We start from the raw sequence: 24,023 nt of genomic DNA, 5'->3' as shown, positions 1-24,023 counted from the left end.
AGGGAGTTGAAATCATGGCCCCAAGCGCCATGAGCCGTTGGACAAAGGCACTTTCCGAAGCACAGCCGGTTCCGTACTGGCTGGACGACCCCGGCAGGCCCCGCCCCGAGCCCGCCCTGACCGGCGCCGAGAGCTGCGACCTGCTGGTCGTCGGCGGCGGGTACAGCGGACTGTGGACCGCGCTCCTGGCCAAGGAGCGCGACCCCGCACGGGACGTCGTCCTGCTGGAGGGCCGCGAGGTGGGCTGGGCCGCCTCGGGCCGCAACGGCGGCTTCTGCGCCGCCTCCCTCACCCACGGGCTGCCCAACGGGCTGACCCGCTGGCCCGACGAGATCCACAAGCTGGAGGAGCTGGGCGCCCGCAACCTCGACGAGATCGAGGCGGCGGTCGCCCGGCACTCCATCGACTGCGACTTCGAGCGCACCGGCGAGATCGACGTCGCCACCGAGCCCTACCAGGCGTGGGAACTGCGTGACTGGCACGAGGAGATCCAGCGCCGGGGCCTCGCCGAGGGCATCGAGTTCCTGGACGCCGACGCCGTGCGCGAGCAGGTCGACTCACCGACCTTCCAGGCCGGCCTGTACGACCGGCGCGGCGTCGCCATGCTCAACCCCGCCAAGCTGGTCTGGGGCCTGAAGGCGGCCTGCGTCCGGCTCGGCGTCCGCGTCTACGAGCACACCCCCGCCCTCACCCTGAAGCAGTACGGCGCCGGCATGGCCGTCCGCACCCCGTACGGGCAGGTCCGGGCCCGCCAGGTCGCCCTCGGCACCAACATCTTCCCGAACCTGGTCAAGCGGGTGCGCCCCTACACGGTGCCGGTCTACGACTACGCCCTGATGACCGAGCCGCTCACCGACGACCAGCTCAAGGAGATCGGCTGGCGGAACCGGCAGGGCCTCGGCGACAGCGCCAACCAGTTCCACTACTTCCGGCTCTCCGCCGACAACCGGATCCTGTGGGGCGGCTACGACGCCGTCTACCCCTACGGCGGCCGGGTGCGCGCCGAGTACGACGACCGGCCGGAGACCTACGCCAAGCTGGCCGGGCACTTCTTCACCTGCTTCCCGCAGTTGGAGGGGCTGCGCTTCACCCACGCCTGGGGCGGCGCGATCGACACCTGCTCGCGGTTCTCGGCGTTCTTCGGCACCGCCCACCAGGGCCGGGTCGCCTACGCGGCGGGCTTCACCGGGCTCGGCGTCGGCGCCACCCGCTTCGGCGCGGACGTGATGCTGGACCTGCTGGCCGGGGAGCGCACCGAGCGCACCGAACTGGAGATGGTCCGCAAGAAGCCGCTGCCGTTCCCGCCGGAGCCGTTCGCCTGGACCGGGATCGCGCTCACCAAGTGGTCGCTGGCCCGTGCCGACGCGCACGGCGGGCGGCGCAATCTGTGGCTGAAGACGATGGACCGGCTGGGCCTGGGCTTCGACAGCTGAGCCTTCCCTCCATGTGGCTGTGACTCACTTCACCCCTACGGGTGAGGAGAAGTCGCGTAATGCCGGACGGGGACCTCTCTCTCCCTCGTGACGCACAAGGCGTCCACGTAGGAAAGGGAGGTCCCCGTCATGACAGGGGCGAAGACGGCCGTCGAATGGCTCGCGTCCGTGGCACCGGACCCCGAGGCGTGCCGCTGGGAGTGGGAGCGCAATGCGCAGGGGGTCGCCCTGCTGCCCGCGGGCCGGGCCTGGGACGTGCTGATCCTGCCCGCCGAGCTGGGCTATCCGACGCTCGACGTACTGACCCGCATCCTCGACCAACCGGGCCCGGTGCTGGTCGACTTCGGCGACTCGCGCATGGGGTTCTTCGTGCCGCCGGGCACCGCGGCCCGCTGGCTCGGCACCGGGATCCGCACGGCGGGCGCGGGCACCTGGATCGTGGTGCCCTACCCGGGGCGCGCGACCGGCGGGGTGCGCTGGCTGGTCGCGCCGGACGGCTCCGGGACGCTGACCGATCCGGCGCTGCTCGAACTGGCCATGCACGAGGCTGCCGCCGGGTTGGCCGCTGACGACTAGGGAGGGTGCCGCCTTGGGTTGTCGGTCGGCTGCTACTGCGTTGTGGCTGATCGCGCAGTTCCCCGCGCCCCCAGGCGGAGCTGCCGAACCCGGCGGGACATCTTGACAAGCTGATTGGTCTGGACCAAGTTGAGCGCGATCCACCCTCCAATTCCCCCATGCCCGGAGGCACTTGTGGACCGCACCAGACCATTCGTCCCCCGATCCGTCGTCGCCGCGCTCACGGCCACCCTGCTGGCCGGAACCGGCGTCACCGCGCTGTCGTCGGCCGCCCGTGCGGCCGACGCCGACCTCGTCCGCAACGGCGGCTTCGAGTCCGGCCTCGACAACTGGAGCTGTACGGCGGGCACGACCGTCAACTCGCCCGTGCGCAGCGGCAGTTCGGCGCTCCAGGCGACCCCGGCCGGGAGCGACAACGCCCGGTGCGCGCAGACGGTGACGGTGAAACCGGACTCCCAGTACACGCTCACCGGCCATGTCCGGGGCTCCTACGTCTACCTCGGCGCGACCGGCACCGGCACCACCGACGTCTCCACCTGGACCCAGTCGGCGCCCAACTGGCAGCAGCTCACCACGACGTTCCGCACCGGCCCGTCCACCACCAAGGTGACGATCTACACCCACGGCTGGTACGGCACCGGCGCCTACCACGCCGACGACATCTCCCTGGTCGGCCCGTCCGTCGACCCCGGCCAGCCCCCGGCCCCGCCGACCGGCCTGAAGACCGGCACCGTCACCTCCACCAGCGTGGCCCTGTCCTGGTCGGCCGTCCCCGGCGCCACCTCCTACGCCGTGTACCGCGACGGCGCCAAGGTCCGTACCGTCAGCGGCACTTCGGCCACGGTGACCGGCCTCACCCCGCAGACCGCGTACGCCTTCCAGGTCACCGCCGTCAACGACGCCGGTGAGTCCGCGAAGTCGGCCGCCGTCACCGCGACCACCACAGCGGGCGGAGGCGGCAACACCGACCTCCCGCCGCACGCCCTCGTGGGCTATCTGCACGCCAGTTTCGCCAACGGCTCCGGCTACACCCGGCTCGCCGACGTCCCCGACAGCTGGGACGTCATCGACCTGGCCTTCGGCGAGCCCACCTCGGTCACCTCGGGCGACATCCGCTTCAACCGCTGCCCGGCCACCGAGTGCCCCGGCGTCGAGAGCGACACCGAGTTCAAGGCCGCGATCCGGGACAATCAGGCCGCGGGCAAGAAGGTGCTGATCTCCATCGGCGGCCAGAACGGCCAGGTCCAGCTGACCACGGCCCAGGCCCGCGACACCTTCGTCTCCTCCGTCTCGCGGATCATCGACGAGTACGGACTGGACGGCCTCGACATCGACTTCGAGGGCCACTCGCTGTCCCTGAACGCCGACGACACCGACTTCAAGAACCCGAAGACACCGGTGATCGTCAACCTGATCTCGGCGCTGAAGACCCTGAAGGCCCGCTACGGCGACGACTTCGTCCTCACCATGGCCCCGGAGACGTTCTTCGTGCAGCTCGGCTACCAGTACTACGGCACCGGCAAGTGGGGCGGCCAGGACCCGAGGGCCGGGGCCTACCTCCCGGTCATCCACGCCCTGCGCGACGACCTGACCCTGCTGCACGTCCAGGACTACAACTCCGGGCCGATCATGGGCCTGGACAACCAGTACCACTCGATGGGCGGCGCCGACTTCCACATCGCCATGACCGACATGCTGCTCACCGGCTTCCCGGTCGCGGGCGACGCGGGCAACGTCTTCCCGCCGCTCAGGGCGGACCAGGTGGCGATCGGCATGCCGGCGTCGACGAACGCGGGCAACGGTTACGTGCCGCCCGCCGAGGTGGTCAAGTCCCTCGACTGCCTGACGAAGAAGGCGAACTGCGGCTCGTACGCCACCCACGGCACCTGGCCCGACCTGCGGGGCCTGATGACGTGGTCGATCAACTGGGACCGGTACTCGAACTGGGAGTTCCAGCGGACGTTCGACGGCTACTTCGGCTGATCAGCAGGACGTACGACATCAGCAGCACCGCACCGAGGCACCAACTGGCCACCACGTCCAGTGGCCAGTGGTAGCCGCGCCGGACCAGACCGTAGGAGACGCCGAGCACGAGGGCCGCGCAGCCGGTGACCAGGGCGCGGCGGGCCGCCGTCGACCGGAGCCGGGGGAGGAGGAGCAGGGCCGTGGCGCCGTAGGCGATGACGGCGGTCGCGGTGTGGCCGGAAGGGAAGTAGCCGGTGGCAGGTGGCACGGCCGGGGTGCCGGGGCGGTCGGTCAGCACCTTGAGCGGGACGACCAGCGCCGGGACCAGGGCCATCAGCAGCAGGGCGGCCGTGGGCGGCCACCACCAGCGGTCTGTACCGGTGCGCCGGGCGCGCAGGGCGGTGAGGAGCGCGGCGAGGGCCAGGACCGGCACGGCGACCGGGACGTTGCCCAGGTCGGAGAGGAGTTCGGAGAGGCGGTCGGGGTGGACGAGTGCCCTGCTCAGGCGCTCGTCCAGCCGCACCAGCGGGCCGTCGGCCACGACCTGCCAGGTGATCACCGCGAAGAGAAGGAGAGGGACTGCGAGAAGTCCGAGGAGGGAGGTCGGCCGCCCCGGAACAGGGGGGGTAGTTCCGAGGCGGCCGTCCGGACCGGGTGGTCGCGCGCCCCGGGGGGTTTGGGGCGGGCGACTGTCCGATCGGTGAGGAGATCCGGGACCGGAGGCCCCGTTTGTGTGCGCGAGGGCACGACCAGGCCGAAGCTGGGGAGGCCCCGCCCTGAAGTCGCCCACAGTCCCCTGTGGGCGGGGTGTATCTCTCATCTGGGTAGAACCTACGACAGGGGGTGTGCCCGTGACAGCCGGAATCGAGACCTGACAGACACCCCGCACACGTTCTTCACACCCTCTGCCACCGAGCGGTAGCGCTCGGAGGCGGTCAGATGCGGGAGAAGGCCTGCTCGATGATGTCGAGGCCCTCGTTGAGCAGGTCCTCGCCGATCACCAGCGGGGGCAGGAAGCGCAGCACGTTGCCGTAGGTGCCACAGGTCAGGACCAGCAGGCCCTCCGCGTGGCAGGCCTTGGCGAGCGCGCCGGTGGCCTCCGGGTTGGGCTCCTTGGTGGCGCGGTCCTTGACCAGCTCGATGGCGATCATGGCGCCGCGGCCGCGGACGTCGCCGATGATGTCGAACTTCTCGGCCATGGCGGTGAGACGGGCCTTCATGACCGCCTCGATGTTCTTCGCCCTGGCGTTGAGGTCCAGCTCCTTCATCGTCTCGATCGCGCCGAGCGCGCCCGCGCAGGCGACCGGGTTGCCGCCGTAGGTGCCGCCGAGGCCGCCGGCGTGGGCGGCGTCCATGATCTCCGCGCGGCCGGTGACGGCGGCGAGCGGCAGACCGCCCGCGATGCCCTTGGCGGTGGTGATCAGGTCCGGGACGATGCCCTCGTCCTCGCAGGCGAACCACTGGCCGGTACGGCAGAAGCCGGACTGGATCTCGTCGGCGACGAAGACGATGCCGTTGTCGTTGGCGAACTTCACGATCGCCGGCAGGAAGCCCTTGGCGGGCTCGATGAAGCCGCCCTCGCCGAGCACCGGCTCGATGATGATCGCGGCGACGTTCTCCGGGCCGATCTGCTTGGTGATCTGGTCGATGGCCTGGGCGGCGGCCTCGGGGCCGGCGTTCTCCGGGCCGGTCGGCCAGCGGTAGCCGTAGGCGACCGGCACGCGGTAGACCTCGGGCGCGAAGGGGCCGAAGCCGTGCTTGTACGGCATGTTCTTCGCGGTCAGCGCCATCGTGAGGTTCGTACGGCCGTGGTAGCCGTGGTCGAAGACCACGACGGCCTGGCGCTTGGTGTACGCACGGGCGATCTTGACGGCGTTCTCGACGGCCTCGGCGCCCGAGTTGAACAGGGCGGACTTCTTGGCGTGGTCACCGGGGGTCAGCTCGGCGAGCGCCTCGGCGACCTCGACGTAGCCCTCGTAGGGCGTGACCATGAAACAGGTGTGGGTGAAGTCGGCGAGCTGGGCGGAGGCACGCCGTACGACGGCCTCGGCGGAGGCGCCGACAGAGGTCACGGCGATACCGGAGCCGAAGTCGATCAGACGGTTGCCGTCGACGTCCTCGATGATGCCGCCGCCCGCACGCGCGGTGAACACCGGCAGCACGGAGCCCACACCCTGCGCCACCGCGGCGACGCGGCGGGCCTGCAGCTCCTGCGACTTCGGTCCGGGAATGGCGGTGACGACGCGGCGCTCCTGCGGAAGGTCGGTCATGAGGGGCTCCTGGGTGTTTTGCGGACGCTTGTCTTCTCTTTTCTCGCAGGCTAGGACGGCGAGCGGGGGGTGGGCATGCTCCATGTGGGCGTTGTCGGAGGAGTGGGTTGTCCGCGGTGGACATAGCGGGGTTCCGGCCCCTTCCAGCGCGCCGGGGCGGCAAACGGTGAACTCCCTTTGCCGGGGCGTTAGATTGACTCGCTGACGTACGTACGGAACGGCTGGTCAGGGGGAAAGGGCAGATGGACAGCGACGGGACGCAGGAGGCTCGGGGTACTCATGCGAACCCGGTACCGCGATCACGCTCCGCTGCTGTGCCACCGATGCCCAGCACCCCGCCCAAACCGGACGGCTCGGCCTTCCTGTCCTGGCTGCGCACCCCCCGTCCGGAGGCCGCGCCCGGGGTCTGGCGGTTCGGCCATGTGCCCCGGCCCGAGCAGGAGCCGGAGGTCATTCCCGCACGTCAGCTCTTCAGCGGGGCGCTGATCGCGTTCCTGGTCGGGTGGCTGGTCTGGTCGCTGCTGTGGAACGGCTACCTGGGCGGCTGGTGGGTGCTGCCGCTCACCGCCATGACGGACTCCTGGACCGACCCCCACTCGATGAGCCGGGTCGTCCTCAGCTACGCCTGGTACGTCATCGTCGCGCTGACCATCATGGTCAGCGTCGGCCGCCTGGGCCGCTGGTCCGAGATCTGGCGCCGCTACCTGGCCCCCGGCCTGCGCCGCCTCACCACTCCGCAGCCCGGCGAGGCACCCCCGCCCCCGCAGGAGGACCCCGCCCAGTGGCCCCAGCTCCGCGCCGCCGGTGCCGTGGACGCCGCCGAGCGGCTGGCCGCCGAGGCCGGGGCCGGGCTGATGCGGGACGTCGATCACGCTCGGATCAGCCGGGCCTGGCAGGGCGTGCGGAGCGGGCGGCACAGTCTGGCGACCTTCACGGGGGCCGTACTCCAGGACGGGGCCGCCGCCTGTCTGCACCCTTCCGGGGAGCGGGACCTGCCCACCCGGCTGGCGCGGCACGACCTGCTCACCGGGCAGGTACGGATCGGCACCACCGCCGACGACCCCCGCAACCCCTACACCTACCGCGGCACCGGCCTCGCCCTCGGCCCCGAACTGCTGGGCACCTCGCTGCTGGCCGTCGGCCCGGCCGGGTCCGGGAAGACCGGGACCGTCGTACGGCCGCTCGCGGAGTCGCTGTGCCTGCACGCGCTCGCCGGACGCGCCGCCGTCGTGGTGGTCGGCGCCGCGGGCGCCGGGATCGGCCCGGCGGACGCCTACGACGTCGTCGTCCGCATCGGCAACCCGGAATCCGTGTACGACCTCGACCTGTACGGCGGCACCACCGACCCCGACGAGGCCGCCGCCGTGCTCGCCGAGGCACTGGTCGGGGACCTCGCCGACCCGCACCCCGGCAACGACAGCCGCCGCTCCACCACCGTGCTGGCCCAGCTGCTCGGCCCGTTCCGGGCGGTCCACGACCGCTTCCCGTCCGTCCCGGAGCTGCGCCAGCTCCTCGACGGCGCCCCCGCCCCGCTGGCCGCCCTGCGCACCGCCCTGGAAGGCTCCGGACAGGAGTCGCTGCTGCGCGAACTGGACGCGCGGGAGCGGCAGCTGGCCCACCCCGGTGACGTGGCCGGAGTGCTCGCCGACCGGGTGGCGCTGCTGGACCGCCCCGCCTTCGCCGGGTTCTTCGACACCTCCGGGCAGTCCCGGCCGTTCTCCCTCAAGGCCCTCGACCACCCGGTGCGGGTCCGTATCGACCTGCCCGCGCGCGGGCACGCGGACGCCTCCCGGATCCTGGCCCGGCTGGTGCTCGCCCAGTTCACGGCGAGCGTCGCCGTCCGCGAGGACCGGTCCCTGTTCGCCTGCCTGGTCCTCGACGACGCGACCGGCGTCATCACCCCGGAGGCCGTCCGCGGCATCCAGCGCCTGCGCTCCGGCAACGCCGGCGCCGTCCTCACCCTGCGCACCCTGGACGACGTGCCCAGGCCGCTGCGCGGACCGCTGCTCGGCGCCACCGGGTGCCGGATGGCACTGTCCGGGCTCACCCCGTGGGACGGGCAGGACTTCGCCGAGGTGTGGGGCAAGGAGTGGACCGAGGCCCGGGACGTCACCGACCGGCAGATCATCGCGGAGACCCCGGCCGGGAAGGCCCTGCACGCGGTGCGCCGGGTGATCACCGGCAAGGCGCCGACCGCGCGCGCCGTCACCGTCCGCCAGGTCGAGCGGGAGCGCTGGTCCGCCTCCGAGCTGGCGCACGCGCTGCCGCCGGGGCACGCGGTGCTGTCGCTCACCAGCGTGCGCGGCGAGCACGCGCCGCCGCTGCTGGTCGATCTGCGGGAGTGATCCCGCTACCGTACGGTGAGGCAGAATCGGCACAGGCCGTTCATACGCCGCGGCCAAAAGATCAGCACGATCGCACCGACGTCACCGACCTGAAGGCCCCATGCCTCCCACGCTCGCCTCGCTCGTCCACCACTCCGCGCTCAAACTGACCGTGCGCGCGGGCGAGGACCGGCTCGACGTGCCCGTCCGCTGGGCCCACGTCAGCGAGCTGGCCGACCCCGTCCCCTATATGGAGGGCGGCGAGCTGCTGCTGATCACCGCCCTGAAGCTGGACGCCGAGGACCCCGAGGCGATGCGCCGCTACGTACGGCGGCTGGTCGGCGCCGGAGTGGTCGGGCTCGGCTTCGCGGTGGGCGTGAACTACGAGGACATCCCGCAGGCCCTGGTCGACGCCGCCCGCAAGGAGGGGCTGCCGCTGCTGGAGGTGCCACGCCGCACCCCCTTCCTCGCCATCAGCAAGGCCGTCTCGGCGGCCATCGCGGCCGACCAGTACCGGGCGGTCACGGCGGGGTTCGCCGCCCAGCGCGAACTGACCAGGCAGGCCCTCACTGACGGCCCCGAGGGACTCCTCGCCGCACTCGCCGCGCAGGTCGACGGCTGGGCCGCGCTCTACGACGCCTCCGGCGCCGTCGTCGCCACCGCCCCCGAGTGGGCGGGCCGCAGGGCCGCCCGGCTCACCCCGGACGTGGAGCGGCTGCGCGAACGCCCGGCGCCCGCCTCCTCCGTGGTCGGCGGCCCGGAGAACGAGGACCGCGTCGAACTGCACACCCTCGGCACCGGCCGCAGGCCCCGCGCCGCGCTCGCCGTCGGCACCGCCGCCGCCCTCGGCACCGCCGAGCGCTACGCCGTGCACTCCGCGATCGCCCTGCTCACCCTGACCACCGAGCGCTCCCGCTCCCTGCACGCCGCCGAGCAGCGCGTCGGCACCGCCGTCCTGCGCATGCTGCTCGCCGGGGAGCCGGACCACGCCCGCGCGGTCGCCGGGGACCTGTACGGGGGACTGCTCGACGCGCCCTTCCGGATGATCGTCGCGGAGACGGTCGCCGTGTCCGGCTCGGCCACCGCCGCCCTCGCCGCCGTGGAGAACCCGCCCAAGTCGGCACCGGCGGCCAAGCCCTCGGCCGCCGTCCTCGCCGCCGCCTCCGATCCCGACGGCGACCCGCTCGGCGCGCTCGCCGAGATCGTCGAGTCCGCCGCCGCGCGTGCCGGGGAGGCCGTGCTGGTCGTCCCGGACGGCGAGCGCCTGGTGGTGCTGGCCGCGGACGGCGGCGCAGCCGTCACCGCCTGCGCCGACTACGCCACCGCGCTGGAGGCGGCCCGCGCGGGCGGCACCGCACGCGAGAAGGCACCCGGTGAGGAGGGCGAACTCGTCGTCGGGCTCTCCGCCCCGGCCGGTCCGATCGCCGCAGCCGCCGCCTACAAGCAGGCCGAACAGGCGCTGTCGGTGGCCCGGCGGCGCGGCAGGGTCTTCGTCGAGCACGAGCGGCTGGCCTCCGGCTCGGTGCTGCCGCTGCTCGCGGACGACGCCGTACGGGCGTTCGCGGACGGGCTGCTGCGGCCCCTGTACGAGCACGACGCCACCGGCCGCGGTGACCTGGTCGCCTCCCTGCGGGCCTGGCTGTCCCGGCACGGCCAGTGGGACGCGGCCGCCGCCGACCTCGGCGTCCACCGGCACACCCTGCGCTACCGGATGCGGCGCGTGGAGGAGATCCTCGGCCGCTCCCTGGACGACCCGGACGTACGGATGGAGCTGTGGCTGGCGCTGAAGGCGACCTCCGCCGAATAGCCCACCGCGCCAATCCGTAGTGGGCCCCGTGGCCACTACTACGACTCGGACAAACGCCACCGCGCCCCCGCGCCCCTACCGTGGACGTCGAACCAAGAACTCCACCCCCAACGCGGAAGGGCCGGGACTCCACTATGACTTCCACCCACGCCTTCTGGCTCGCCGGCCGCCAGGTCTCCGGCGAGGACACCTTCGACGTCACCTCCCCCTGGGACGGCCGGGTCGTCGGCAAGGTGAGCGTGCCGACCGACGCCCAGGTCGAGGAGGCCGTGGCCGCCGCGTACGCCGTGCGGGACGAGTTCGCCGCCACCCCGGCGCACGTACGGGCCGCCGCTTTGGACCACGTCAGCCGCCGGCTCGTGGAGCGCACCGAGGAGATCGCCCAGCTGATCTCCGCCGAGAACGGCAAGCCGATCAAGTGGGCCCGCGGCGAGGTCGGCCGCGCCGTCTCCGTGTTCCGCTTCGCCGCCGAGGAGGCCCGCCGCTTCAACGGCGGCGAGGCCCAGCGCCTGGACACCGACCTCGGCGGCCAGGGGCGCCTCGCGCTGACCCGGCGCTTCCCGAAGGGCGTCGTGCTCGGCATCGCGCCGTTCAACTTCCCGCTGAACCTGTGCGCCCATAAGATCGCCCCCGCGATCGCCGCCGGCGCGCCGATCATCCTCAAGCCGGCCCCGGCCACCCCGCTCTCCGGCCTGATCATCGGTGAGCTGCTCGCCGAGACCGAGCTGCCCGCCGGTTCCTGGTCGATCCTGCCGGTCGCCAACGACCGTATGCCCGCCCTCGTCCAGGACGAGCGGCTGCCGGTGATCTCCTTCACCGGCTCCGAGAAGGTCGGCTACGCGATCATGGAGTCGGTGCCGAGCAAGCACTGCACCCTGGAGCTGGGCGGCAACGGCGCGGCCGTCGTGCTCGCCGACTGGGCCAGCGACGAGGACCTGGACTGGGCCGCGAACCGCATCGCGACCTTCTCCAACTACCAGGGCGGCCAGTCCTGCATCTCCGTGCAGCGCGTGATCGTGGACGCCTCGGTCTACGACCGGCTGCTGCCGCGCATCGTCTCCGCCGTCGAGGCCCAGGTCACCGGTGACCCCTCCGACGACAGGACCGACGTCGGCCCGCTGGTCAGCGAGGACGCCGCCAAGCGCGTCGAGGCGTGGGTCGACGAGGCCGTCGAGGCGGGCGCCACCCTGCTCACCGGCGGCAAGCGCGACGGCGCCTCCTACGCGCCGACCGTCGTGACCGACCTGCCCGCCGGCACCACGCTGGCCTGCGAAGAGGTATTCGGCCCGGTGCTGTCGGTGCAGAAGGTGGACGGCGAGGCCGCGGCCTTCGCCGCCGTCAACGACTCCAAGTACGGCCTCCAAGCGGGCGTGTTCACCCACGACCTGCAGACCGCCTTCCGCGCCCACCGCGCGCTGGAGGTCGGCGGTGTGGTCGTCGGCGACGTGCCGTCCTACCGGGCCGACCAGATGCCGTACGGCGGCGCCAAGCGGTCCGGTGTCGGCCGCGAGGGCGTGAAGTTCGCGATGGAGGACTACACGTACGAGCGGGTGCTGGTCCTGACCGGCCTCGCCCTCTGAGCCGACCTGACCCGGCTCGACGGCCGGAGCCCACTGTGCGGGGGCTCCGGCCGTCATCCATGGGGGGAGTACGTCTCCCGCAGGGGCGAAGGGGCCCGGCACCGTTGCCTTCCGGTGCCGGGCCCCTTCCTGTGCGCCGGCTCGCTCCGGACCCTCAACCGGAGAAGCCGACGTGCGCGAGCCGCAGCGGGCCGCGCAGCCCGATCCGGACGTCGTGGACGCCGGTGGCGGTGAAGTCGGTGGTGAGTTCGGTGTATTCGTACGTGCCTGACGGTGCGTCGGTCGCCAGGGTGGCGAGCACGGGGCCGCCGTCGAGCGAGACCTCCACCGTTCCCGCCCCGGCCACCGTCACCGACACCTCCGTGACCCCCGGTCCGAAGTCGCAGGCCCGGTAGAGGAGTTCGCCCGCCCGGTCCCCGGCCGGGGACACCGCGTCGCCCGCCGTCCGGGTGCGGTCCACGAGCGCGGTACCGCTCTGCTCGTCGAAGTCGGCCGCGTCCAGGCCGCGTTCGCGCACCGCGCGCGGCGGCACGGGCGCACCGTCGAGCAGGACCGTCGTCCGCAGCCGCACGTCCTCGCTGGAACCTCCCGCCATCAGGTCGTACGGCCCCGGCTCCCGGTGCCACCGGCCGTGCGCCACGTCCCAGAACGCGAAGGCCGACAGCGGCACCTCGAAGACCAGCTCGGCCCGCTCGCCCGGGGCGAGGGTGACCCGGCGGTGATCCAGCAGCTCGCGGCGCGGACGCGGCACCGAGGGGTCCACCGCGCGGGCGTAGAGCTGGGCGACCTCGTCGGCGGTCATCCGCCCGGCGTTGGTCACCGAGAAGGTCACCCGGACCGTGTCGCCGGACACCTGGGCGGTCAGGTCGTCGTAGGCGAAGGACGCGTACGACAGGCCGTGGCCGAAGGGGTAGAGCGGGGTGCCCTCGAAGTACAGGTAGGTCTGGCGGCCGCCGATCACGTCGTAGTCCAGCAGGTCGGGAAGGTCGGCGTCGCTCGCGTACCAGGTCTGCGGGAGGCGTCCGGCGGGGGAGACGTCACCGGCCAGGACGCGGGCCAGCGCGGTACCGGCCGCCTGTCCGCCGTGCGCCGTCCAGAGCACGGCGGACAGGGCTCCCGGTTCGATGGCGTAGGGGTAGGCGGAGACCAGGGCCAGGATTGTGCGGGGGTTGGCGGCGCGGGCGGCGTGCAGCAGCCGCTCCTGGTGCGCGGGCAGCCGCAGCGTCGTACGGTCCTCGGTCTCCCGGCCGTTGATGTGCGGGTCGTTCCCGGCGACCACCAGCACCACGTCGGCGCCCGCCGCCGCGCGGGCCACCGCGTCCGTGCCGCGCTCGACGAGCACCACCTCGAAGACTTCCCCGTCCTCCTCGGCAACCCGCAGGCCGTCGGCGGCGACACAGACGTGGTGACCCGTGCCGATGTGCCTGAGGAGGTGTCCCGCGCCGTGCGGTTCCAGCCGGAACGTCTCCCGCACGACCCAGCCGCCCGGCTGGTCGGCGGAGGCGCGTACGTACCCGTCCTCGGCGACCGACAGATACCGGCCGTCCGGCGCCCGCAGCGTCAGCACGCCCTCGCCCCAGTCCACCAGCGCCAGTTCGGTGCCCACCGGGTCCGTGGTGAGCGGCGGCAGATCCGTGCGGCCCGCCAGCAGCGCCGGGTCCAGGGTGCCCTCGGCGCCGGGCGCCTCGTCGTCGGCGCCGCCGTCGGGGACGTACAGGAAGGCCCCGGTGGAGGTGCGCAGCCGTACCCGGTCCACGCCCTCCGCGAAGGTGACCCGCTTGGCGCCGAACCGCTCGTACAGGCCCTCCAGCGGGGTGGAACGGTGCAGGAGGCCGCCGCTGTACCAGTCGAGCTTGCACTCGTCGGCGAGCAGGCCGACGACGGCGACCCGGGTACCGGGTGCCAGCGGCAGTACGCCGTCGTTGCGCAGCAGGACCACCGCCTGCTCGGCCGCCTCCCGGGCCAGCGCCCGGTGTTCGGGGGTGTCGAAAACGCCCGGGTCGTCGTGGTCGTCGAACTCGCCGAGCCGGAACCGGACCCAGAGCTGGCGGCGGACCGCGGCGTCGATGTCGGCCTCGGTCAACAGGCCCCGCTCATAGGCCTTCCGCACGCGCTCCACGATCTTCGAGCTGTCCGTGCCGTGGTCCGTGAAGCTGTCCACGCCCGCCCGCAGCGCCGCCGCCGTCGCCTCCTCGTGGGTGTCGAAGTAGTGCTCGGAGTCGACCAGGTTGGAGGGCGCGCCCGCGTCCGAGCAGACCAGCAGCTCCTGGTCGGTCCAGGTGCGCAACTGCTCGCGCAGATACGGGGAGACGTGGTTGGGGCGGCCGTTGACCAGGTTGTACGCCGGCATGACCCCGGCCACGGCGCCCGCCTCGACCGCGCCGCGGAAGGCGCGCAGGTCGTACTCGTGCAGGACGCGGGGGCGGACCGAGGAGGACGTGGTGTCGCGGTTGGTCTCGTTGTTGTGGGCCAGCCAGTGCTTCAGGACCGGCGCGGTGCGCCAGTACACCGGGTGGTCGCCGCGCAGGCCCCGGGTGTAGGCGGCGGCGAGGGCGGAGGTCAGCCCCGGGTCCTCCGAGTAGCCCTCCTCGTTGCGGCCCCACAGGGGGTGGCGCAGCAGGTTGACCGTGGGGGACCAGACGTTCAGGCCCACCCGGTCGTCCTTGGCGCGCATCGCCCGGGCCTCCCGGGAGACGGCCTCGCCGATCCGGCGCAGCAGGTCGGGGTTCCAGGTGGCGCCGAGGCCCACGGCCTGCGGGAAGACGGTCGCCGGGCCCATCCAGGCCACGCCGTGCAGGGCCTCCTGGCCGGTGCGGAACGCCGCGACGCCGAGCCGCTCCACGGCGGGGGCGAACTGGTGCAGCCAGCCGATCTTCTCGGTGAGGGTCAGTCGCGCGAGAAGGTCGTCGACGCGCTTCGCGAACGGCAGCCGCGGATCGCGGAACGGCGGAACGGGCGGCGGGTGTGCGGTCACGTGGGGATCCCCTTGCGATGGATCGACTCGGCGCTTTCGAAGCGCTTCGATGCTCATTCGAGGTGGGGTGGAGTGTCAAGAGACGTACCCGGTCAGTTCAAGCAGCACATAGAAAAGGTCGAGTCCACCCGGCGCGAGGAATCTTGCGAACGACCCTTGTGCGCCCCTGGGTGTTCACTTAACCTCGCAGCAACATCGAAGCGCTTCGACTGCGATCCGCGCCCCACAGGTCGGAGCACTGCTTCCAGCTCGGCCAGTACTCAAGATCGGCCAGTTACTCAAGATCGGCCAGTTACTCAAGATCGGCCAGTTCTCAAGACACCGCAGCCGACGGCCCACCGCCGGGTGTCCAGGTGCGCCATGAAGGGTTGACGCAATGACGCCGAACGCCTCCTCCGCCCCGTCCGCGCCCAGCCGGAGAAGCTTCCTCGCCTCCTCGGCGGTCGCCGCCGCGGCGGTGGCCGGAGGGATGCCGCTGCTCGCCGCGTGCGGGGACTCGGACACCAGCTCGCGCGAGGGGACCACGTCGGCGAAGGACGCGAAGAAGATCCTCCCGGCGTTCGTCGCCAGCAACGTCGTCAAGCCGGACATCCCCGCGAGGAACGGCTCCGCGATCGGCTTCACCAGCAAGCTGGACCTGGCCGGCCTGAAGACCTCGGTGCCCAAGAAGCTCGGCAAGGGCGGCAAGGTCACCATCATGTCGCCGTTCTGGGGCTCCCCGCCCAAGGGCGACAACGACTACTACACGGCGATGAACGAGCTGATCGGCGTCGACGTCCAGTGGCAGAACCAGGACGGCAACACCTACGAGCAGAAGCTCGGCGCGGTCCTCGCCTCCAGCGACGTCCCGGACGTGGTGGTCGTCCCCGGCTGGAACATGAACGGCAAGATACCCAGCGCCATCATCAGCAAGTTCGCCGACCTCAGCCCCTACCTCTCCGGCGACAGGGTCAAGGAGTACCCCAACCTCGCCGCGATCCCCACCGACGCCTGGCGGCGCTCCATCTTCGGCGGCAAGCTGCGCGGACTGCCCATGCCCGCGCCCTGGGCGCCCAGCATGGTGCCGCTGTACCGGCGGGACATCTTCGAGAAGGAGGGCTACGAAGTCCCCACGTCCTGCGACGAGTTCATGGCGCTGGCCAAGGACATCACCAACGCGAGGGCCAAGCGCTGGGCCTGCCTGGACATGAAGTGGACCGCCTTCCAGGCCTTCGGGGTCCTCTCCGGCAGTGAGAAGCCGCTCGGCTGGAACCTGGTCGACGGCAAGCTGGTCAACCGGGTGGAGACGGAGGAGTACCTCGAAGCCCTGGAGTGGTCCCGCAAGCTCTTCGAGGCGGGCGTCGTCCACCCCGACTCCAAGATGGGCAAGAACGCCCCCGACGCAGGGCCCAAGTTCGCCAAGGGCGAGTTCCTGATCTACCCCAACAACATCTCCCAGTGGTGGGGCCGCACCGCCGAACAGGCCGCGGCCAACCCGGAGTTCAGGATCTGGGGCATGGACATCTGGGGCCACGACGGAGGCGACCCGACCCTGTGGGCCGACCAGCCCGCCGGCATCTTCGCCTTCGTCAACAAGAAGGCCTCCGAGTCGGTGATCCGCGAGGTCCTCGCCGTCGCCAACACCACCGCGGCGCCGTACGGCACCAAGGAATACATGATGACCAACTACGGTGTGGAGGGCACCCACTACACCGTCAAGGACGGCGTCCCCACCAAGACCGACCAGGGCAACCTGGAGGTCAGCAACGCCTACGTCATGGTGGCGAGCCCCGCCCCGACCATCGCCCACCCCGACTTCCCCGAGGTCGCCAAGGGACAGGTCGAGTGGCAGCAGCGAATGGGCGCCTTCACCAATAAGTCCGCCTTCTACGGCATGCAGATCACCGAGCCGAGCCGCTGGACCAACCTCTCCAACGACTTCGAGCAGCTGGAGGACGACATCGTCCGCGGCCGCAAGAAGATCAGCGACATGCAGCAGGCCGTGTCCGACTGGAAGAACAAGGGCGGCGACAAGCTGCGCGACTGGTACCAGCAGATCCTCGACGAGAACGGCTCCGCCGCCAACTGACCGGGCACCGAGGCAAGGAGAAGAGCCGTGTCGCACAGCACGGTGCCTCGGAGCAGGGCCGAGGCCGAAACGACGGCGAAGTCCCCGACGGCGTCCGACGACGCCGTCGGGCCGGGTGGCACACCCCCGAAGGGGAAGCTCGGCCTGCGGCACAGGTTCAGGCGCGACCGCGTCCTGCTCCTGATGACCCTGCCCGCCGTCCTGCTGGTCCTGCTCTTCAACTACGTGCCGATCCTCGGCAACGTGGTCGCCTTCCAGGAGTACGACCCCTACATCAGCGACAACGGCGTCGTCTCCATCTGGCACAGCCCCTGGGTGGGCCTGGAGAACTTCCAGCGGATCTTCGAGGACTCCGCCTTCTGGCAGGCCGTCCGCAACACGCTGGTCCTCTTCTTCCTCCAGCTCCTGCTGTTCTTCCCGATCCCGGTCGCCCTCGCGTTGCTCATCAACAGCGTGATCCGGCCCCGGGTGCGGGCGGTGGCGCAGGCCGTGCTGTATCTGCCGCACTTCTTCTCGTGGGTGCTGGTGATCTCGGTCTTCCAGCAACTGCTGGGCGGCGCGGGACTGTTGTCGCAGCTCCTGCGGGACCACGGGTACGACGGCCTGGACATCATGACCGACCCGGGCACCTTCAAGTTCCTGGTCACCGCGCAGGCCGTGTGGAAGGACGCGGGCTGGGGGATCATCGTCTTCCTCGCCGCGCTGGCCGCGGTCAGCCCCGACCTGTACGAGGCCGCCGCGATGGACGGCGCGGGGCGCTGGCGCCGGATGTGGCACGTCACGCTGCCCGCGCTGCGCCCGGTGATCGCGCTGCTGCTGGTCCTGCGCGTCGGTGACGCCCTGACCGTGGGCTTCGAGCAGATCCTGCTGCAACGCGACGCGGTGGGACCGGGCGCGGCGGAAGTGCTGGACACCTTCGTGTGGTGGAACGGCGTCCGCAACCAGGACTTCGGCTACGCGGCCGCCGCCGGCCTCGTCAAGGGCGTCATCAGCATCGGACTCGTCCTGGCCGCGAACAAGGTGGCCCATCTGATGGGCGAGCAGGGGGTGTACAAGAAATGACCACGGCCGTCGACAAGCCGGTACGGCGCCGCTTCGCCGCCCCGCCCCGGCCGGTCTGGGAGGGACCCCCGAGCAGGGCGGGCCTGGCGAGCAAAGCCCTGGTCCTGGGTCTGGCCTGCCTGGCCATCCTGTTCCCGCTGTGGATCGTCGTCGTCACCAGCCTGTCCACCCGGCAGACCATCGACGAGGCAGGCGGTCTGGTGATGGTGCCGAAGGACATCACCTTCGTCGCCTACCAGGAGCTGCTCAGCGGCGGCCAGGTGACCCGCGCGACGATCGTCAGCGTGCTGGTCACCCTGGTCGGCACCGCCTTCTCGATGACGGTGTCCGTGCTGTGCGCCTACGGCCTCTCGCGCACCGGCTCGCTCGGCCACCGGTGGATCCTGATGACCCTGCTGGCCACGATGTTCTTCAGCGCCGGACTGATCCCGACCTATCTGCTGGTGCAGACGCTCGGACTGACCGACAGCTATCTCGCGCTGATCCTGCCGAGCGCGCTCAGCGTCTTCAACATCCTCGTGCTGCGCGGCTTCTTCATGGGGATCTCCCCGGAGCTGACCGACAGCGCCCGCATCGACGGCGCCGGGGACTTCCGCATCCTGTGGCAGATCGTCCTGCCGCTGTCCCGGGCGGTCGTCGCGGTGATCACCCTGTTCTACGCGGTCGGGTACTGGAGCGCCTGGTTCAACGCCTCGCTGTACCTCAACGACCAGGACATGATGCCGCTGCAGAACGTGATGATCCAGCTGGTGCAGAAGCAGGAGGCGCCGGTGGGTCTGGGACAGGCGATCAAGACGGGCCAACTGTCCGGGCTCGCGGTGCAGATGGCCGTGATGGTGATGGCGCTGCTCCCGGTGGCCGTTCTCTCGCCCTTCGTCCAGCGGCACTTCAAGAAGGGGATGCTGACCGGCGCGGTGAAGGGCTGACCACGCCCCTCGGACCTCGGACCTCGGACGAGCAACCCCCCTTCCCACTCAGCGAGGTGTGTTTCATGCCCCTGCCTCCATTGCCTCCCCGCGTGAGGCCGGCCCTCGCCGACGCCACCCGGGGCCGCATCCTGTTCGGCGGCGACTACAACCCCGAGCAGTGGCCCGAGGAGACCTGGCCCGACGACATCCGGCTGATGCGGGAAGCCGGGGTCAACTCCGTCACCGTCGGCGTCTTCTCCTGGGCGAAGCTGGAACCCCGGCCGGGTGAGCGGGAGTTCGGCTGGCTGGACCGCCTGCTGGAGCTGCTGCACGAGAGCGGCATCGGCGTGGTCCTCGCCACGCCCACCGCCTCACCCCCGCCCTGGCTCGGCCGCCTCCACCCCGACACCCTCCCCGTCGACGAGGACGGCCGCACCGAGTGGTGGGGCGGCCGCCAGCACTTCTCGCACTCCAGCGACACCTACCGCCACCACGCCGCCGCCATCACCGAGGACCTCGCCGCCCGCTACGGCAGCCACCCGGCCCTCACGATGTGGCACATCAACAACGAGTACTGCACCTACGACCACAGCGACCGCGCCGCCGCCCGCTTCCGGGACTGGCTCAAGCAGCGGTACGGCACCCTCGACGCCCTCAACACCGCCTGGGGCACCGCCTTCTGGAGCCAGGGCTACGGCGACTGGGCGGAGATCCACACCCCGCGCCGCGCCCACTACCTGCGCAACCCGTCCCAGGTGCTCGACTTCAAGCGGTTCACCTCCGACATGCTGCTGGAGTGCTACCGCGCCGAGCGCGACATCGTCCGCCGCTACAGCCCCCACATCCCCGTGACCACCAACTTCATGCCGCTGTGGGAGGGCGTGGACGCCTGGCGGTGGGCGGACGAGGAGGACGTGGTCTCCGTCGACCTGTACCCCGACCCCCGCGACCCGCTCGGCGCCCAGCACGGCGCCCTCGTCCAGGACCTCACCCGCTCCCAGGCCCGCGGCCCCTGGATGCTGATGGAGCAGGCGGCGGGCCCGGTCAACTGGCGGGGCGTCAACCACCCCAAGCCCCGCGGCCTCAACCGGCTCTGGTCGCTGCAGGCCGTGGCCCGTGGCGCCGACGCGGTCTGCTACTTCCAGTGGCGCCAGTCCCGGCAGGGCGCCGAGAAGTTCCACTCCGGGATGGTCGGCCACGCGGGGGAGCGGGGCCGTACGTACCGGGAGGTGCGGCGGATCGGCGCCGAACTTGCCCGTATCGCACCCGAGGTGACCGGCACCCACACCGTCAACGACCTCGCGATCCTGCACGACTGGCACTCCTGGTGGGCCGGCGCCCACGAAGGGCGGCTGTCCGCCGAGGTCGACTACGCACAGGTCCTCACGGCCTGGCACCGGGCCCTGTGGGAGTCCCACCTCACCGCCGACTTCGCCCACCCCGAGCACGACCTGACCCGGTACCGCATGGTCGTCGTCCCGCAGTTGTACGCGCTCACCGACACCGCGATCGACAGTCTCGTCGCCTACGTCCGCCGGGGCGGCACTCTCGTCTCCGGCTTCCTCACCGGCATCGCCGACCAGGACGACCGGGTGCGCCCCGGAGGCATGGACGCCCGGCTGCGCGAACTGTTCGGGATCGGCACCCTGCACGAGTGGTGGCCACTGGAGGCGGGGGAGAGCATCCGGTGCGGCGGGTTCGGCGGGACGCTGTGGTCGGAGGAGATCGAGAGCGTGGAGGGCGCCGAGGTCGTGGCCGCCTACGAGGGCGGCGAACTCGATGGGCTTCCCGCTGTGCTCCGCAACGGGCGCGCCTGGTACCTCTCGACCCTCCCCGAGCCGTCCCACCTGCGCGAGCTGCTCGCGCGCATCGCCGCGCAGGCGGGCGTGCGGCCCCCGCTGGACGGACTGCCCCCGCAGGTCGAGGCCGTACGCCGGGGCGAGGCCCTCTTCCTGCTCAACCACGCCCGCGAACCGGTCACCGTTCCCGTCCCCGGCACCCACCACGACCTGCTGACCGGCGCGAAGGTCACCGACGAGGTCACCCTCGACCGCTACGGAGCGGCGGTGCTGAAGCCATGACCGGCACCCCCGTCCACGGCACCTGGGAACCCGCACCGGCCGCCCGCTGGGAGGACGCCTTCCTCAGCGGCAACGGCCGTCACGGTGTCCTTGTGTTCGGTGATCCGAACGATGACCGGGTCATCGTCACCCATCACGCCCTCGTCCGCCCGAACGGCAGCGAGGACGCCCGCCCGCCCGAACTCGCCGCCCGCCTCCCAAAACTCCAGGACCGGCTCCTCGCCGGCGACACCACGGCCGCCGACGACTTCACCGACGGCCGCCCGCTGCAGTGGGTGCAGCCCTTCCATCCCGCCTTCCAGGTCAGGCTCCGCAGCGAGACGCCCGGCGCCGAGCACGGCTACCGGCGCTCCGTCGACTTCACCACCGGGGAGGCCACCGCCGTCTGCGAGGGCCGGTCCAGCCGGGTCTTCGTCTCCCGAGCCGACGACGTGATCGTCCAGTACGTCACCACACCCGGCCGCCGCCTCGACATCGCCCTCGACCACCGCCTCCCCGGCGCCCCCGACGGACTCGGCATCGGGGAGAGCGCCGTCCTCACCGGCGACGGCGCCCTGCTCAGCCTGCGCGCCCGCTACCCAGGCAGCGACCGCGCGTACACCGGGGTCACCCTCGCCGTCGTCACCGGCGGCGCCCGCTCCCTCGTCCCGCCCGGCCTGCGCGTCGAGGGCGCCGCCACGGTCCTGCTGCTCACCCGCGTCCGCCGCCACACCGGCGAGGCCGACGTGCTCGCCGAGGGGCGCGCACTGCGCGCACTCCTCCCCGGCACCGAGCAGCCGTACGACACCCTCCTCGCCCGCCACCTCCCCCCGCACCGCGCCGCCTACGAGCGCGTCACCCTCGACCTCGACGCCGACCCGGCGGAACGCGCCCTGCCGGGCGCGGAGTTGCTGAAGCGGACGCGCAGCGCGGCCCTGCTGGAACGGCTCTTCGCGGCCGGGCGCTACCACCTGCTGTCCAGCAGCGGCATGCTCCCGCCCCGCCTCACCGGCCTGTGGACCGGCGACTGGGACACCGCCTGGTCCGGCGCCTTCACCACCGACGCCAACCTCAACCTCCAGATCGCCTCGGCCACCGCGGCGGCCCTCCCCGAGGTCACCGAGGCCCACGCCGCCCTGCTCCACGGCCAGGTGGAGCACTGGCGCGACAACGCCCGCGCGATCTTCGGCACCCGTGGCGTGCTGGCTCCCGCGCACACCGACGGCGAGTCCGGGCATCTGTACCACTTCAGCCGTGAGTACCCGCTGCACCTGTGGACCGCGGGCGCCGACTGGCTGCTCGCCCCGCTCGTCGAGCACGACGAGACCCACGGCACCCGCGACCCGCGCACCGCCGCCCTGCTCGCCGAAGCCGCCCGGTTCTACGAGGACTTCCTCACCCGCACCGACGCCGACGGCAACCTCGTCGTCGTCCCCTCCTACTCACCGGAGAACCGCCCCGCCAACGCGAGTTGGGCGACCATCAACGCGGCCATGGACCTCTCGGCGGCCCGGCACGCCCTGACCACCGCCGCCGACTACCACCCCGAGCACGCGGACCGTTGGCGCGCCCTCGCCGACCGGCTCCCCCCGCACCGGATCAACGACGAGGGCGCGCTCGCCGAATGGGCGAGCCCCGGTCTCCGCGACACCTACGACCACCGCCATCTCAGCCACCTGTACGGCGTCTGGCCCCTGACCGAGATCAACCCCTACGACACCCCCGACCTCGCCCGAGCCGCCCTCCGCGCCCTCGAACTGCGCGGCGCCGAGAACGACTCCGCGCACGGCCACCTCCACCACGCCCTCGTCGCCGCCCGCCTGCGCGACGCCGACCGCGTCGCCCACGCCCTCGGCCAGGTCCTGGACGGCGACTACTTCCACGCCTCCCTGATGAGCGCCCACTACCCGAACCGGCACGTCTACAACGCCGACGCCGCCCACGCCCTGCCCGCGTTGCTGATCGAGTCGCTCGTGCAGTCCACGCCGGGGCGCCTGGTCCTGCTCCCCGCCCTTCCACGGGCGTACCGGAGGGGCAGCCTGCGCGGTATCCGCACCCGCTTCGGCGCCGGGCTCGACCTCACCTGGACCCCCGACACGGTGACCGCCCTGATCCGCCCCACGCGCACCGTCCGCGTCGAACTCAGGACTTCCTCCGGAACGAGCGCACTCGATCTCGTCGCCGGAGAAGACCACGTCCTCACCGAGAGGACGCGGTGACACCCCCCCCATGTCCCCCCACCCATGGAAGGACACCCATGGCAGCGACCCGCACACTCGGCCGCCTCACCAAGGCCCTGCTCGCCCCGGCGCTCGCGCTCGGCGCCACCGTCGGCCTCGCCTCCGCCCCGGCGCACGCCGCGATCTGGAGCTCCTGCGACCAGTGGGGCAACACCAGCCTGAACGGCTACACCCTCTACAACAACATCTGGGGCTCCGGCGCGGGCGCGCAGTGCGTCTGGGCCAACTCAGGCACCAACTGGGGCGTCTGGGCCGACCACCCCAACACCGGCGGCATCAAGTCGTACCCGAACGCCAAGAAGGTGGTCAACAAGCCGATCACCTCCCTCACCTCGCTGACCAGCACCTACAACGTCACCGTCCCGTCGTCCGGCGCGTACAACACCTCGTACGACATCTGGGACACGGACTACGACTACGAGATCATGCTGTGGGTCAACCACAACGGTGCCGTCGGTCCGCTCGGCACCCCTCAGGGCTCGGTCACGCTCGGCGGGCACACCTGGAACGTGTACAAGGGCAACAACGGCGCCAACGAGGTGTTCTCGTTCCTGCGCACCTCGGACTCCAGCTCCGGGACCGTCAACCTCCTGCCGATCCTGAAGTGGATCAAGGACACCAAGGGCTGGATGGGCAACGAGACCATCGGTGACGTCCAGTTCGGCTACGAGATCACCTCGTCCGCCGGCGGCCTGGACTTCCGCACCAACAACCTGACGGTCAGCAGCAGTTGACCGGGTGAAAGTGTGCGGCCGA

Annotated in this window: 15 protein-coding genes; 12 read left to right on the top strand and 3 right to left on the bottom strand. The window is 71.8% G+C overall.

Annotated elements, in window-relative coordinates; translation table 11 throughout:
• Positions 1-14 precede the first annotated feature (14 nt).
• The 3 genes from GA0115233_RS06105 (at position 15) to GA0115233_RS06095 (ending at position 3,992) form a co-directional block, all read left to right on the top strand.
• Entirely contained in the window at positions 15-1,433 is a 1,419-nt protein-coding gene (locus GA0115233_RS06105) for an NAD(P)/FAD-dependent oxidoreductase (RefSeq protein WP_093719042.1), read from the top strand.
• A 129-nt stretch (positions 1,434-1,562) separates the two neighbouring features.
• Entirely contained in the window at positions 1,563-2,009 is a 447-nt protein-coding gene (locus GA0115233_RS06100) for a hypothetical protein (protein WP_093719041.1), read from the top strand.
• Positions 2,010-2,183: 174 nt separating this feature from the next.
• Positions 2,184-3,992 carry a chitinase gene (locus tag GA0115233_RS06095; protein WP_093719040.1) on the top strand — a complete coding sequence of 603 codons (1,809 nt, stop codon included), beginning with the start codon at positions 2,184-2,186 and terminating at the stop codon, positions 3,990-3,992.
• Here the strand turns inward: GA0115233_RS06095 and GA0115233_RS06090 are convergent.
• On the bottom strand, positions 3,931-4,794 hold the full coding sequence (locus tag GA0115233_RS06090; protein WP_093719039.1) for a phosphatase PAP2 family protein: 864 nt from the start codon (positions 4,792-4,794) through the stop codon (positions 3,931-3,933). The two genes, GA0115233_RS06095 and GA0115233_RS06090, sit on opposite strands and share 62 nt — an antisense overlap.
• Positions 4,795-4,909: 115 nt before the next feature.
• The gene (gene gabT, locus GA0115233_RS06085; RefSeq protein WP_093719038.1) at positions 4,910-6,244 is read right to left on the bottom strand and encodes a 4-aminobutyrate--2-oxoglutarate transaminase; all 1,335 of its coding nucleotides are present in this window, start codon (positions 6,242-6,244) and stop codon (positions 4,910-4,912) included.
• A 242-nt stretch (positions 6,245-6,486) separates the two neighbouring features.
• Between gabT and GA0115233_RS06080 the strand changes: the two genes are divergently transcribed.
• The 3 genes from GA0115233_RS06080 (at position 6,487) to GA0115233_RS06070 (ending at position 11,955) form a co-directional block, all read left to right on the top strand.
• Positions 6,487-8,589, top strand: a complete 2,103-nt coding sequence (locus tag GA0115233_RS06080; protein ID WP_093719037.1) for an ATP-binding protein — start codon at positions 6,487-6,489, stop codon at positions 8,587-8,589.
• Positions 8,590-8,689: 100 nt separating this feature from the next.
• On the top strand, positions 8,690-10,375 hold the full coding sequence (locus tag GA0115233_RS06075) for a PucR family transcriptional regulator (protein WP_093719036.1): 1,686 nt from the start codon (positions 8,690-8,692) through the stop codon (positions 10,373-10,375).
• A 134-nt stretch (positions 10,376-10,509) separates the two neighbouring features.
• Positions 10,510-11,955, top strand: coding sequence for an aldehyde dehydrogenase family protein (locus GA0115233_RS06070; RefSeq protein ID WP_093719035.1), 1,446 nt, complete (start codon positions 10,510-10,512; stop codon positions 11,953-11,955).
• A gap of 154 nt (positions 11,956-12,109) precedes the next feature.
• Here the strand turns inward: GA0115233_RS06070 and GA0115233_RS06065 are convergent, their stop codons facing one another.
• Positions 12,110-14,929, bottom strand: a complete 2,820-nt coding sequence (locus tag GA0115233_RS06065; RefSeq protein ID WP_093719034.1) for a glycoside hydrolase family 3 C-terminal domain-containing protein — start codon at positions 14,927-14,929, stop codon at positions 12,110-12,112.
• A gap of 376 nt (positions 14,930-15,305) precedes the next feature.
• Here GA0115233_RS06065 and GA0115233_RS06055 point away from each other — a divergent pair, with 376 nt between their 5' ends.
• The 6 genes from GA0115233_RS06055 (at position 15,306) to GA0115233_RS06030 (ending at position 24,001) form a co-directional block, all read left to right on the top strand.
• Entirely contained in the window at positions 15,306-16,997 is a 1,692-nt protein-coding gene (locus tag GA0115233_RS06055) for an extracellular solute-binding protein (RefSeq protein WP_093719033.1), read from the top strand.
• A gap of 27 nt (positions 16,998-17,024) precedes the next feature.
• A complete protein-coding gene (locus tag GA0115233_RS06050; protein ID WP_093719032.1) occupies positions 17,025-18,059 on the top strand; it encodes an ABC transporter permease in 1,035 nt (344 codons plus the stop codon).
• Positions 18,056-18,985, top strand: a complete 930-nt coding sequence (locus GA0115233_RS06045; RefSeq protein WP_093719031.1) for a carbohydrate ABC transporter permease — start codon at positions 18,056-18,058, stop codon at positions 18,983-18,985. The genes GA0115233_RS06050 and GA0115233_RS06045 overlap by 4 nt, the downstream gene beginning before the upstream one ends.
• A 65-nt stretch (positions 18,986-19,050) precedes the next feature.
• Complete coding sequence (locus tag GA0115233_RS06040; protein WP_093719030.1) at positions 19,051-21,048, top strand: beta-galactosidase; 1,998 nt, start codon at positions 19,051-19,053, stop codon at positions 21,046-21,048.
• Positions 21,045-23,246, top strand: a complete 2,202-nt coding sequence (locus GA0115233_RS06035; RefSeq protein WP_093719029.1) for a glycosyl hydrolase family 95 catalytic domain-containing protein — start codon at positions 21,045-21,047, stop codon at positions 23,244-23,246. Before GA0115233_RS06040 ends, GA0115233_RS06035 begins: the two co-directional genes overlap by 4 nt.
• A 38-nt stretch (positions 23,247-23,284) precedes the next feature.
• A complete protein-coding gene (locus tag GA0115233_RS06030; RefSeq protein ID WP_093719028.1) occupies positions 23,285-24,001 on the top strand; it encodes a glycoside hydrolase family 12 protein in 717 nt (238 codons plus the stop codon).
• Positions 24,002-24,023: the final 22 nt, after the last annotated feature.

Source organism: Streptomyces sp. DI166 (assembly GCF_900091315.1).
Lineage (GTDB): Bacteria > Actinomycetota > Actinomycetes > Streptomycetales > Streptomycetaceae > Streptomyces > Streptomyces fuscus.
Note: the sequence above shows the minus strand (reverse complement) of the source record. Positions and strands in the feature narration are given on the sequence as shown.